The 12,505-nt window shown below is 64.3% G+C and carries 10 protein-coding genes; 5 read left to right on the plus strand and 5 right to left on the minus strand.

Annotation, left to right across the window (positions count from 1 at the left end; all coding sequences use genetic code 11):
- Positions 1–351: 351 nt before the first annotated feature.
- The gene (locus AB4Y82_RS03865; protein WP_441602541.1) at positions 352–3,246 is read left to right on the plus strand and encodes a TonB-dependent receptor plug domain-containing protein; all 2,895 of its coding nucleotides are present in this window, start codon (positions 352–354) and stop codon (positions 3,244–3,246) included.
- 180 nt (positions 3,247–3,426) lie between these two features.
- Here AB4Y82_RS03865 and AB4Y82_RS03870 read toward each other — a convergent pair whose 3' ends face one another.
- From AB4Y82_RS03870 to AB4Y82_RS03885, 4 genes are all read right to left on the minus strand, one after another.
- Complete coding sequence (locus AB4Y82_RS03870; protein ID WP_441602540.1) at positions 3,427–3,930, minus strand: TPM domain-containing protein; 504 nt, start codon at positions 3,928–3,930, stop codon at positions 3,427–3,429.
- Position 3,931: 1 nt separating this feature from the next.
- Positions 3,932–4,828: a TPM domain-containing protein gene (locus tag AB4Y82_RS03875; protein WP_441602539.1), complete on the minus strand. Its 897-nt coding sequence runs from the start codon at positions 4,826–4,828 to the stop codon at positions 3,932–3,934.
- A 1-nt stretch (position 4,829) separates the two neighbouring features.
- Positions 4,830–5,444, minus strand: a complete 615-nt coding sequence (locus tag AB4Y82_RS03880; RefSeq protein WP_441602538.1) for a LemA family protein — start codon at positions 5,442–5,444, stop codon at positions 4,830–4,832.
- Positions 5,445–5,590: 146 nt separating this feature from the next.
- Positions 5,591–5,965: a diacylglycerol kinase gene (locus AB4Y82_RS03885; protein ID WP_046970359.1), complete on the minus strand. Its 375-nt coding sequence runs from the start codon at positions 5,963–5,965 to the stop codon at positions 5,591–5,593.
- Between the two features lie 233 nt (positions 5,966–6,198).
- On the opposite strand from AB4Y82_RS03885, the gene AB4Y82_RS03890 reads away from it, so the two are divergent.
- The 3 genes from AB4Y82_RS03890 (at position 6,199) to AB4Y82_RS03900 (ending at position 9,788) form a co-directional block, all read left to right on the plus strand.
- The gene (locus AB4Y82_RS03890) at positions 6,199–7,731 is read left to right on the plus strand and encodes a peptide MFS transporter (RefSeq protein ID WP_441602537.1); all 1,533 of its coding nucleotides are present in this window, start codon (positions 6,199–6,201) and stop codon (positions 7,729–7,731) included.
- A gap of 119 nt (positions 7,732–7,850) precedes the next feature.
- A complete protein-coding gene (locus AB4Y82_RS03895; RefSeq protein ID WP_441602536.1) occupies positions 7,851–9,125 on the plus strand; it encodes an ATP-binding protein in 1,275 nt (424 codons plus the stop codon).
- 99 nt (positions 9,126–9,224) lie between these two features.
- Complete coding sequence (locus tag AB4Y82_RS03900) at positions 9,225–9,788, plus strand: response regulator transcription factor (RefSeq protein ID WP_046970362.1); 564 nt, start codon at positions 9,225–9,227, stop codon at positions 9,786–9,788.
- A gap of 56 nt (positions 9,789–9,844) precedes the next feature.
- On the opposite strand, the gene AB4Y82_RS03905 is transcribed toward AB4Y82_RS03900, so the two are convergent.
- Positions 9,845–10,891: an isoaspartyl peptidase/L-asparaginase family protein gene (locus AB4Y82_RS03905; RefSeq protein WP_441602535.1), complete on the minus strand. Its 1,047-nt coding sequence runs from the start codon at positions 10,889–10,891 to the stop codon at positions 9,845–9,847.
- A 232-nt stretch (positions 10,892–11,123) separates the two neighbouring features.
- Here AB4Y82_RS03905 and AB4Y82_RS03910 point away from each other — a divergent pair, with 232 nt between their 5' ends.
- The gene (locus tag AB4Y82_RS03910; RefSeq protein ID WP_441602534.1) at positions 11,124–12,482 is read left to right on the plus strand and encodes a 3-oxoacid CoA-transferase; all 1,359 of its coding nucleotides are present in this window, start codon (positions 11,124–11,126) and stop codon (positions 12,480–12,482) included.
- The last annotated feature ends 23 nt before the right edge of the window (positions 12,483–12,505 follow it).

Here is a 12,505-nt window from a genome sequence, read left to right on the forward strand (position 1 = left end):
ACACGGGCTGGCGGCAAAGCGCGAGTGTAGCGGGCAGCGCTGCTGGAGGGCATCGGGTCCATGCCTTTGGTGCGCTGACGCGATGCTGATACTCCCGACAGGCGACTAGATCAGCGCTTGCACAGAAATTTCTTAGGCACCCACCCGGGAACCAACTAGCAGCTGACTGTTGCATCAGGGTTGCACCTACCCGTCACTTTGTTTTAACTTCGGGATTACATCGCCTGTCCCCCAAGCCTGGCGATGCCACGGTGCGCACCCCTTCCCCAGGGTTGTTCGCGCCATCCCCATACCCAGATGTCCAGCCCTCGCGAGCTGGCTGATGGCTATTTTTTGTTCGGAGTTCCAACAATGAAGCAAAAGACCCTGCTGGCTACTGCCATCGCCGCAGCGCTCGTGCTGCAGACGTGGTCGGTGGCCGCACAGGATGCCGCTCCTGCCCCGGCTGAACAGTCCTCGGCCAAGAGCCTCGAGACCGTCACCGTCACCGGCTCGCGCATTCGCAGCGTTGACGTGGAAACCTCGCAGCCTGTGTTCACCATGGACCGCGCGGCGATCCAGGCCACCGGCCTGACCAACGTCAACGACATCCTGGCCCGCATGCCGTCGGCCGGTACTCCGGACATCACCCCGCAGGACACGCTGTCCTCGGGCGCTGACGTCGGCGGTCGCTACGTCAACATTCGCAACCTGGGTTCGCAGCGCACCCTGGTGCTGGTCAATGGCCGTCGCTGGAGCACCAGCCTCTCGGGCCTGACCGACCTGTCGACCATTCCCGTCTCGATGATCGAGCGCATTGACATCCTCAAGGATGGCGCCTCCTCCATCTACGGCTCCGACGCCATCGGCGGCGTGGTCAACATCATCACCAAGGAGAAGTTCGACGGCGCCGAAGCCACGGTCTACTACGGCCAGAACGGCAAGGGCGACGGCGAGACGCAGAACTACGACTTCACCTGGGGTCACTCGACCGAGAAGAACTCGATCATCGTCGGCGCTTCGTACCAGAACACCGATCCGATGTGGAACAGCGAGCGTCCCGAGACCTCGTACGCACAGGGTCCGCGTCACCCGACGGCTGGCCTGGGCCTGGGCCCGTACGGCCGCGTGGTCGATCCGACCACGGGCGACCAGTACGTCTACAACCACGGCTCGCAGACGACGACGGCAGGCGCGCCGACCGGCTACCACCTGTACGACCCCAACAGCACGGCCGACAAGTACAACACGCAGCAGGACATGACCTTCCGCGCCGGCACCAAGCTGAAGAACCTGTACCTGCAGGACCGCTACAAGCTCACCGACAACATCACGCTGCGCGCGGCCGCCAGCTACAGCTCGCGCGATACCTCGAGCCAGCTCGCCGGTTACCCGTTCCAGTCGGGCGCGGCTGATGAGCCGATCCTGATCAGCGGCCAGAACGCCTACAACCCGTTCCCGGGCCAGGACGTCGAGTTCTTCCGCCGCACGGTGGAAATGCCCCGCGTCACCAACGTCCAGTCCAATCTTGCGCACATCGACCTGGGCGCCGAAGGTTACTTCCAGTTCCTGAACCACGATTGGTCGTGGGACGCTGGTTTCACCTACGACGCCAACAAGATCCGCATCCAGGGCAGCGGCAACATCTATCTGCCCAATGCCCGCGCCGCGCTGGGCCCGACGACCACCATCAACGGCCAGGTCGCCTGCGCCAGCGCCGCTGATCGCGCCGCCGGTTGCGTGCCCTGGAACATCCTCGCCGGTCCGGGCGGCACGCCGCAGTCGGTGTGGAACTACCTGAACTACAACAGCACCGATCGCCAGGCCAGCTACACCTCCGACTGGTCCGCCAACGTGTCCGGCGGTCTGTTCGACCTGCCGGCCGGCACGGTCAACCTGGCCGTGGGCGTGGAGCATCGCGGCGAAAAGGGCGTCTTCCGTCCCGACGCAGGCGATGCCGCCGGCCTGACCACCAACCTGGCCAGCGCACCGACCAACGGCGCGTACAACACCAACGAAGCGTACGCCGAGCTTGACGTGCCTCTGCTGCGTGACCTGCCGGGTGCGCAGGAGCTGGGCATCAATATCGCCAGCCGCTACTCGCACTACAGCAACTTCGGCAGCACCACCAACAACAAGTACAGCTTCCGCTACCGTCCGTTCGCGGACCTGCTGGTTCGCGGTACCTGGGCCCAGGGCTTCCGTGCACCGACCATCAGCGATCTGGATGGCGGCATCGGCCAGAGCTTCGAAACCTTCCTGGATCCGTGTGACTCGGCCTACGGCGCTGCCGCGACCAACTCGCAGGTCAAGGCTCGCTGCGCCGCCGCTGGCGTGCCGGCGAACTATCGCCAGGTCGACCAGACCGGTGCGCAGGTCGCCAGCACTGCCGGTGGCCAGACGCCGGTGGCGTTCCTCTCCGGTTCGAACCCGAACCTGAAGCCGGAAACCTCGATCACCCGTACGCTGGGCATGGTCTACAGCCCGCACTACGTGGAAGGCCTGGACTTCACGGTCGACTACTACAACATCTACGTGAAGAACATCATCTCGTCGGTGCTTGCACAGAACATCGTCGACTACTGCTACATCAACGGCGACCAGAACTTCTGCAACAACTTCCAGCGCACGCCGACGGCGACCTCGAACCTCGCAGCAGGCTCGATCTCCTCGCTCAACGAAGGCCTGGCCAACCTGGGCACGCTCAAGACCGAAGGTTACGACGTCGGTATCCACTACCGTCTGCCGGAAACCTCGTTCGGCCGCTTCCGCATCGCTTCGGACAGCACCTACCTGACCAAGTACGAAGTGGTCAGCGGTCCGGGCGCGACGCCGCAGGATCTGGTCGGCTTCATGTCGGGCGGCACCGCCGGCGGCACGGGCGAAGACGGCATGTACCGTCTGCGTTCGAACCTGCAGGTGGATTGGGATTACAAGCAGTTTGGCGCCAGCTGGACGGTGCGTTACTACGCCGGCCTGAAGGACAGCTGCTACACCGCGACCGTCGAGTGCTCCTCGCCGGATTACACCAATCCGTGGTGGGGCACCTATGGCATGAGCCAGAAGGGTTCGGTCGCGTTCAACGACGCACAGTTCCGCTACACCGCTCCGTGGAAGGGTACGTTCTCTGTGGGTGTGAACAACATCTTCAACAAGAAGGGTCCGTACTACTACTCGGTGACCACCTCGGGTACCGGCAGCGCGCCGTACAACCCGGCGTTCGACATCGACCGTTACTGGTACGTGTCGTACAACCAGAAGTTCTAAGCTCGAAAGAGTGCGGCACTTCGAAAAGGCGGGCCTTCGGGCCCGCTTTTTTTTGCCTGAGTAACGGACAGAGGTAGCGACGGAGCGCTGCGGTCGCGCACAAGTGCGCTCCTACAAGGTCGCTGCGGCCGTGTAGGAGCGCACTTGTGCGCGACCCGCCTTGCGCCGTTCGCAAAACAATCAGAGCAATACCGGCCTATCCGGCAATTCGTCCCGCGCATCTTTGTCATTGCCCGGAAAATGCCGCACGAGCAACGCATGCGCCTCGGCAATGCCGTCCAGGCAACCCGGCCGCCACTCGCCGCGGGCGAAGCGCGCCAGCATGTGATCGCGAATCGCATCCCATTCGGATGGTGCGACCACGGCAGCCACGCCGCGGTCGGCAAGAATCACTACGCGGTGCTCCGCCATGAGGATGTAAATCAGCACGCCGCTGTTGTGCTGGGTATCCCATACGTGCAGTTGCGCAAACACCTGCCGTGCGCGGTGTTCTGCGGTCATGCCGGCAAATACCGCGCCGGGCGCCAGCCGCGATTCGATGGCAAAGCACACCTCGCCGTGATGATCGCGCTCACCCTGCGCGATCGCACCGGCCATCTCGTCGAGCAGGCTCTTGGGAAAGCGCTGGCGCAGCTGGAACCAGCCGTCGAACAGATTCATCAGCAGACGTTGTGTGCGCGACATGTCACCAGCTCCCCGATGAACCACCACCGCCGAAACTGCCGCCGCCTCCGCTGAAGCCGCCGCCTCCGCTGCCGCCGCCAAAACCTCCGCCACCACCAAAACCGCCGCCGCCGAAGCCGCCAAAGCCGCCCCATCCGCCGCCACCGATGGAGCGCCCTCCTCCCCCTGGCAGCAGCATCAGCACGCCGCCGATAAGCGCTCCAAAAATGCCGGCGCCCAGCGATGCAGCCAGCAACCACACCAGACCGCCGGTGATCGCAGCACCTATGGGCGTGCGCAACCAGACGGTGGTGCGACCCAAGACGCTGCGCAGGAAGAACGCCGCGAACGCGCCGATCAACAAGACGTGGCCAAAATCGATGCCACGACGGCGCTCGCGATTGCCACTCTCCACCGGCGGTGGCAGCGCCTCGCCATTGACCAGCTGAGTGAGCGCGCCCATGGCGTCGTGGATGCCGCCAAAATAATCATTGGTGCGGAATTTTGGCGCGATGTATTCGCGAATGATGCGCGCCGTGGCCGCATCGGGCACGGCGCCTTCCAGCCCATAACCCACTTCGATGCGAACGCGCCGATCGTTCTTGGCCACCAGCAACAGCAGGCCGTCGTCCGTGCCCTTGCGGCCGATCTTGTTGGCTTCCGCCACGGCCAGTGAATATTCCGCGATGTCCTGCGGCTGCGTGGTGGGCACCATCAGCACGACCAGCTGCGCGCCCTTGGTCTTTTCCAGTGACACCAGCTGTGCATCGAGCTGGTCGACCTGTTGCGGCGTGAGCGTGCCGGTGAGGTCGGTGACATGCCGGGTGAGCGTGGGAACGGTTTCGTCGGCATGCAGCAGCGCTGGCGGCAGCAAGGCCACCGCCAGCGCGAGCAGCAGGCGCGCGATGCGCCCGGTCATGTCAATGCGCCGAGCCAGCGGGCGCCGGGCTGCCGAAGTCGACCGTCGGCGCCGTGGAAATAGCCTTCTCGTTCTCGACCGAGAAGTTCGCCTTGACCTGGTAGCCGAACATCTTCGCCGTGAGATTGTTGGGGAAGGTGCGGATCATCGAGTTGTAATCCTGCACTTCTTTCACGTAGCGGTTGCGGGCCACGGTGATGCGGTTCTCAGTGCCTTCCAGCTGCGCCTGCAGGTTCTGGAACAAACCGTCCGCCTTGAGGTTCGGATAGTTCTCGCTGACCACCATCAGGCGCGAAAGCGCGCTGGACAGCTCGCCCTGCGCCGCCTGGAACTGCTTGAGCTTCTCGGGGTTGTTCAGATCGTCGGTGGTCAGCTGCGTGCTGCCCACCTTGGCGCGCGCATTGGTGACCTCGGTGAGCACGCGTTCTTCGTGCTGGGCATAGCCCTTCACCGTATTGACCAGGTTGGGCACCAGGTCGGCGCGACGCTGGTACTGGTTGAGCACTTCGGACCAGGCCGCCTTCACCGACTCGTCCTGGCGCTGGATGGCGTTATATCCGCAGCCCGAGAGGCCGGCGGCGACCAACAGCAAGGCGAGGACACGAAGAAGTTTCATGGGGGTGCTCCAATCCGGTGGAGGGCCCATTGCAGCATCCCGCATGTGACGGCGCAATCTTACGGAGTCTTAGATTCGCTTCGAATCTTGCCCAAGCGCTCATTTACCTCACGTCTTTCCGGCGCAGGCCGGAATGACGAGCTCGCTCAGCCCACCCAGCGGGGCCACAGGATCAGCCCCCAGCTCAAGGCCGTCATGGTCAGCAGCAGGAACACCGCCGCCGACCCCATGTCCTTGGCGCGGCCGGCCAGTTCGTGAAATTCGGGGCTGACCTTGTCGACCACCGCTTCCACTGCCGAATTGAGCAGCTCGGCCGACAGCACCAGCACCGGCGGCAGGATCAGGGCGATCTTTTCCAGCGGGCCGTTGCCCAGCCAAAGGCCCAAGGGCACCAGGATCACGGCGATGCCTACCTCCATGCGGAACGAGGCCTCGTGGCGCCAGCCCGCCTGCAGTCCTTTCATGGACCACTTGAAGGCGTTCCAGATTTGCCGGGGCCCGCGGAAGCCGGTAGCGGCCATGGTGTCGTCCTCTGTGAGATTGCGGCGTGGCCGCGCCCGTGCCCGACGGGCACAAGGCCTCGATTTTGCCATATCGCCTGACGGGCGGGCAGACCGCAGGTTTCTGCATGCGGCAGTGCAACGTCAACTGAATGAATGTTGGGTTACGCTTGCCCACTTTGTGACCCCGTCAGGGGTTACGCGAGCCGGCCGCCCCGCGCGGCCGTTGTTAGAAACGCAGTACGGACAATTGAATGGCAATCCAGAATCCACCGGTCTCGCAGACCCGCTCGTTCAGCACCGTGTTCCTGATCGAGATGTGGGAGCGCTTCGGCTTCTACGGCATGCAGGTGTTGATGGTCACCTACATGATGAAGAAGCTCGGCTTCATCGATACCAAGGCCAACCTCGTATGGGGCGCGGCCGCTGCCTTGATCTACGCCACGCCCGCCATCGGCGGCTGGGTCGGCGACAAGCTCATCGGCACCCGTCGCACCATGGTCACCGGCGCGGTCGTGCTGGCACTGGGTTACGCGATGCTGTGGATTCCTTCCAACGATCCGACGCTCACTTATGTGTCGCTGGGCGTGATCATCGTCGGCAACGGCTTCTTCAAGCCCAACGCCGGCAACCTCGTGCGCAAGATCTACGAGGGCGACGACGTCCGCATCGATAGCGCGTTCACCATCTACTACATGGCGGTGAACGTCGGCTCGATGGTTTCGATGACGGCAACGCCCTGGATCCGCGACTACGTGGGCGCGCACTACGGCGACGCCATGGGATGGCATACCGCGTTCGGCGCCTGCGCCGTGGGCCTGGTGCTTGGCCTGATCAATTACTCGCTGATGCATCGCACGCTGGCCCACATCGGCTCGCCCCCGGATGAACAGCCGGTGCAGCTCAAGCGCGTGTTTGCGCTGGTCGCTGCGTCGCTGGTGCTGGTGGTGGTGGCGGCTTTCATCCTGCAGAGCCTGCTCGCCGCCAAGATCTGCGTGTACCTCGCGGGCATCGTGATCCTGGGCATCTTCGTGCACCTGATCCGCAACGCCGGCAAGGGTGAGCGCGCGGGCTTGATTGCCGCCCTGGTGCTCACCGTGCAGACGATTTTCTTCTTCATCTTCTACGCGCAGATGGCGACCTCGCTGAACCTGTTCGCGCAGAAGAACGTGAATCTCTCGTTCGACGTGTTCGGCGTCCACGTCTTCAACTGGATTCCCGAGCAGTACCAGAACCTCAACGCGATCTGGATCGTGCTGCTGAGCCCGGTGCTGGTGGCGATCTACAACGGCCTGGGCCGTGTGGGCAAGGATCCGTCGGTGGCGTTCAAGTTCGCGCTTGGCTTTGCCGCGGTGGCCATCGGTTTCTTCATGTACGGCATCGGTGCCATGAGCGCCGTCGCCGGCCAGGTGTCGTCGTGGACGATGGTCTGGGGCTACGGCTTCTACTCGCTGGGCGAGCTGCTGGTGAGCGGCCTGGGCCTGGCCATGATTGCCCGCTACGTGCCGGCGCGCATGGGCGGCTTCATGATGGGCGCCTACTACGTGGCTGTGGGTATTTCGCAGTACCTGGGCAGCGTGGTGGCCAATATCGCCGCGATGCCGGAGAACATCAGCAGCCCGGTCGAGTCGCTGAACATCTACGTGAGCCTGTTCAACAAGCTCGGTTTCGTGGGCATTGCCTGCACCGTGATCGCCGTAGTCATGCTGCCGCTGATGAACAAGCTCTCGCGCAGCCACGCTGAAGTGCATACGCCGCTGCCGGCCGTGCACAGCGAAGAAGTCTGATCGAACCCACTCGCCCCGCTCGTCGGGGCGAGTTTTTATGGGCGCCCCCCCGGCGCAAAGTGACGCAGCGGCCAGCCCCCACGCCGGGCTTATGGCCCAAACCGGCTAACATCGCCGGCATGAAACGCGCCTCCACCCAGCAACGCATCGGCCCCCGCACCCTGTTCCGCAGTCTCGCCTGGCTGCGCATCTGCGCCATTGCCGGCCAGAGCACCGCCGTGCTGGTGTGCGCGCTGTGGATGCACATGGATATCCCGCTGCTGCCGCTGATGGTCGGCATCGGGCTGTTGGCCGTGTTCGCCATGTTCGCCGCCTGGCGCCTCACCCAGCCCTGGCCCATCCGGCAGTGGGAAACCATCGTGCACGTGGGCGTCGACACGCTGGTGCTCGGCTACCTGCTGCATTTCACCGGCGGCGCGAGCAACCCGTTCATCACCCTGCTGCTGATCCCGATCGCGCTGAGCGCGGCGGCGCTGACCGTCAACGCCGTGCTGGTGGTGGCTGCGCTGGTCGGCGCGGCTTATGCGGTGCTGCTGTCCTGGTATGTACCGCTGCCCGTACCCATGCACTCCACCAGCGGCTTCTCGCTGCATGTGCTCGGCATGGGCGTGAACTTCGTAATCATGGCCGTGCTGCTGGGCTTCTTCATCAACCGGCTGGCCCGCGCCGCCCGCCTGCAGCAGATGGAAATGCAGAAGGTCCGCGAACGCGCGCTGCGCGATGAAGGCATCCTCGCCATCGCCACCCAGGCCGCCGGCGCCGCGCACGAACTCAATACGCCGCTGTCGACCATGCGCACGCTGCTGCCCGAACTTCGACGCGAGCATGCCGGCGACACAGCACTCGCCGAGGATCTCGAACTGCTGGAAGGCCAGGTGGATCGCTGCCGCACCATCCTTCGCGAAATGGTGGCCTTCGGCAAGGCACAGCTGTCGCAGGAACCCGAGCAGCTCACCGTCGACAAGTTCATCCACGGCTGCCTGGAACGCTTCCAGCTGCTGCGGCCGGAAGCCGACCTGGCCCTGGCCCTGGACCAGGAGGCCGCGCGCACCGTGCTGCGTACACCGCCGGGCCTGCGCCACGCCCTGCTCAACCTGTTGAACAACGCAGCGGACGCATCGGCGATCAACCAATCCCAGGCGGTCGCCCTCACCGTACGGCGTGATGATGGCTGGCTGGAGCTGATCGTGGCCGACCACGGCCCGGGCTTTGCCGACCCCACCGGCGAATTGTCCGAACTGGGGCGCTCGCACAAGCAGAGCGGACTGGGCATCGGCCTCGCCCTGGCCGAGGCCACCGCCGAACGCCTGGCCGGCGAGCTCATCGCGCTCAATACCGGGCACGGCGCCCAGATGCGCCTGCGCCTGCCGCTGGCGGTGATCGCCGCGCCATAATCGGCTGCGGCGGATAGCCACAGTGGCAGATGGCCACATGTGAATGCCTTGTCGCAGCGGCGAAAATGCACGCATCGGCACTGCGCCGAGGAGAGCAAGATGAGTGACCAGCAACTACTGATTGTCGATGACGACGCCACGTTTGCCCGAGTACTGGCGCGCGCACTGAGCTCACGCGGCTTCGAAGTGATCACCGCCAGCAACGCCGACGAAGCCCGCGCGCTCACCCGCCGCCACCAGCCCCGCTACTGCGTGCTCGACCTGAAACTGGGTGAAGAAAACGGCCTGCGCCTGATTCCCGAACTGCAGGCGTTGGTACCGGAAATCCGCGTGCTGCTGTTGACCGGTTACGCATCCATTGCCACCGCCGTGGAAGCGATCAAGCGCGGCGCGCACGACTACCTGGCCAAGCCGGTCGACGCTGACGCCGTAGTGCGCGCCCTGCTCGACGGTGACACCACCGCCAGCGAAGACGACGTGATCGACGCACCGGAAGCGCCGCTGGCCCTGCGTCGCCTGGAGTGGGAACACATCCAGCGCGTGCTCACCGAGTGCGACGGCAATATCTCCGAAACGGCTCGCCGCCTGGGCATGCATCGCCGTACGCTGCAGCGCAAGCTGAGCAAGCATCCGGTGCGCGAGCGGCCGGACAACGAAGAGTAATTACGTGAGAGATGCAGGCGGCGACGTCATGCCGCCTGTGTTGCAAAAGGCGGACGTTACGGCTGCGACGATGAACCGACAGGCGCAGGCAACGGATCGGCCGCACCATCATCCTCATCGCCATAGATCGCCACGTGCGGCACGCCGTCGGCGCCAATCCAGCCGCGGTACATGCCGTCGGTATTGAACGGCATGGTGACGGTGCCTTTCGCATCCAGCGCAATGGCTCCGCCATTGCCGCCCATCGACGGAATTTCCTGATTGATCACCTCGGCCGCCGCGCGACGCAGCGGCACGCGCATCTGCGTCACCCGCATGCAGATCTCGTGTGCGGCCACGGTGCGGATGTAGTACTCGCCCCAGCCGGTGCCGGACACTGCGCAGCCGGAGTTGGCATAGGTGCCGGCGCCGATGATCGGCGAGTCGCCGACGCGGCCCCAGCGCTTGTCCGTCATACCGCCCGTGGAGGTACCGGCGGCCAGATGGCCTTGCGCGTCCAGCGCCACCGCACCCACCGTGCCGAAGTGTTTGGCCGTCTCCACGTCCGAATGCTTCTCGTCGTTGGCGTCTTCCTTGAGTGCCTTCTGCAGCTGCTGCCAGCGTTCTTCCGTGCGGAAGTAGGCCGGATCAACCAAGGTGATGCCCACCTGCTTGGCGAATTCCTCGGCACCATCGCCCACCATCATCACGTGCTGGGATTTTTCCATCACCGCGCGTGCCAATAAGATGGGGTTCTTCACCCGATGCACGCCTGCGACGGAGCCGGCCTCAAGCGTGAAACCGTTCATGATGGCGGCGTCCATTTCATTCTTGCCGTCGTGGGTGAAGACCGAACCCTTGCCTGCGTTGAAATTGGGGTCGTCTTCCAGCACGGTGATGGCTGCCGATACGGCATCCACCGCCGTCTTGCCCGCTTTCAGTTGGGTGTAACCGCTTTGCAGCGCCTGTGTCAGCGCCGCGCGTATGGCCTTTTCCCTGGCCGGGCTCATCTCGCGCTTGATGACGCCGGCACCGCCATGGATCACCAACACCGGCGAGGCCGCCTGGCTCGTGGACACGATGCCCAGCGCCGCGACGGCGACGATAAGACGGCTGAACTTCACGGACGACACTCCCCACCTCGTTGGCATGGAGTATAGCCAGCCACCTCACCATGCTCATCCGGATGGTTGCGGCTTTGAAAACGGGGAACGCGAATGTCGCCGGCGGCGAAGAAAGCACCGTCGATGGCGCCGTTGAGCCATTCGTGGCGACCAGCGACCTTCGTCCGGCATGGTCGGTCACCAATCCGTCGTATCCTTGGCAACTGGCTCTCCCCTGCAAGAAGGCATCGCAATGGACAAGGTTTATGCAAGCGCAGCGCAAGCCCTCGACGGCCTGCTGTTCGACGACATGACGATCGCCGCCGGCGGCTTCGGCTTGTGCGGCATTCCCGAAAACCTGATCGGCGCGCTGCTGGCCGCCGGCACCAAGGGGCTCACCATCGTGGGCAACAATGCCGGCGTGGATGACTTCGGCATGGGGCCGCTGCTCAAGACCCGCCAGGTCAAGCGCGTATATGCCTCCTACGTGGGCGAGAACAAGGAATTCGAGCGCCAGGTGCTGGCCGGCGAACTGGAATTGCACCTGGTGCCGCAAGGCACGCTGGCCGAGAAGCTGCGCGCAGGCGGCGCGGGCATCCCGGGCTTCTACACGCGCACCGCGTTCGGCACCAAGCTGGCCGAAGGCAAAGAGACCAAGGTGTTCGACGGCAAGGAATACGTGCTGGAGGAAGCCATCCACGCCGACGTGTCGATCGTCAAAGCGTGGAAGGGCGATCGCCTGGGCAACCTGGTGTTCCGCGAGACCGCGCGCAACTTCAATCCGATGATCGCCACCTGCGGCAAGGTCTGCGTGGCCGAGGTCGAAGAACTGGTCGAAGTGGGCACGCTCGATCCGAACAACGTGCACGTGCCGGGCATCTACGTCGACCGCGTCATCCAGGGGCCGTCGTACGAGAAGCGCATCGAATTCCGCACCATCGCCGGCGCCAATACCGGCAAGGAAAGCCCGATCCGCACCGCGATGGCGCAGCGCGCCGCGAAGGAATTGCAGGACGGCTTCTACGTGAACCTGGGCATCGGCATCCCGACCCTGGTGGCCAATTACATTCCGCCGGGCATGGACGTCACGTTGCAGTCGGAAAACGGCCTGCTCGGTATCGGCCCGTTCCCGGACGATGCCCATGTCGATCCCGATCTGATCAACGCCGGCAAGCAGACCATCACCGCCCTGCCCGGCTCGAGCTTCTTCTCCAGCGCCGAGTCGTTCGCGATGATCCGCGGCGGCCATGTGGATCTGTCCATCCTCGGCGGCCTGGAGGTGTCGTGCACCGGCGATATCGCCAACTGGATGGTGCCGGGCAAGATGGTGAAGGGACCGGGCGGCGCGATGGATCTGGTCAGCGGTGTGAAGCGCGTGGTGGTGCTGATGGAACACACCGCCAAAGACGGCACGCCCAAGATCAAGAACCAGTGCGACCTGCCCATCACCGGCAAGGAATGCGTGGACCTGATCATCACCGACTTGTGCGTGTTCTCGGTGGAAAAGGGCAAGGGCATCACGCTGATCGAGCTGCATGATGGCGTCACGCTGGAAGACGTGAAGGCGAAGACGGGTTGCGACTTCACGGTGAGCGCGTCGCTGAAGCAGTAAGCGCCATCCAAGCGGCCTGCCGG

The organism is Dyella sp. 2YAF14 (genome assembly GCF_052114725.1).
In the GTDB taxonomy this organism is placed as follows: domain Bacteria; phylum Pseudomonadota; class Gammaproteobacteria; order Xanthomonadales; family Rhodanobacteraceae; genus Dyella.

Excerpts from the sequence above, each read along its gene's own strand:
- AB4Y82_RS03865 (WP_441602541.1), top strand. The coding sequence starts at position 352 with ATGAAGCAAAAGACCCTGCTGGCTACTGCCATCGCCGCAGCGCTCGTG.
- AB4Y82_RS03870 (WP_441602540.1), bottom strand. The coding sequence starts at position 3,930 with ATGTCGCGCACACAACGTCTGCTGATGAATCTGTTCGACGGCTGGTTC.
- AB4Y82_RS03875 (WP_441602539.1), bottom strand. The coding sequence starts at position 4,828 with ATGACCGGGCGCATCGCGCGCCTGCTGCTCGCGCTGGCGGTGGCCTTG.
- AB4Y82_RS03880 (WP_441602538.1), bottom strand. The coding sequence starts at position 5,444 with ATGAAACTTCTTCGTGTCCTCGCCTTGCTGTTGGTCGCCGCCGGCCTC.
- AB4Y82_RS03885 (WP_046970359.1), bottom strand. The coding sequence starts at position 5,965 with ATGGCCGCTACCGGCTTCCGCGGGCCCCGGCAAATCTGGAACGCCTTC.
- AB4Y82_RS03890 (WP_441602537.1), top strand. The coding sequence starts at position 6,199 with ATGGCAATCCAGAATCCACCGGTCTCGCAGACCCGCTCGTTCAGCACC.
- AB4Y82_RS03895 (WP_441602536.1), top strand. The coding sequence starts at position 7,851 with ATGAAACGCGCCTCCACCCAGCAACGCATCGGCCCCCGCACCCTGTTC.
- AB4Y82_RS03900 (WP_046970362.1), top strand. The coding sequence starts at position 9,225 with ATGAGTGACCAGCAACTACTGATTGTCGATGACGACGCCACGTTTGCC.
- AB4Y82_RS03910 (WP_441602534.1), top strand. The coding sequence starts at position 11,124 with ATGGACAAGGTTTATGCAAGCGCAGCGCAAGCCCTCGACGGCCTGCTG.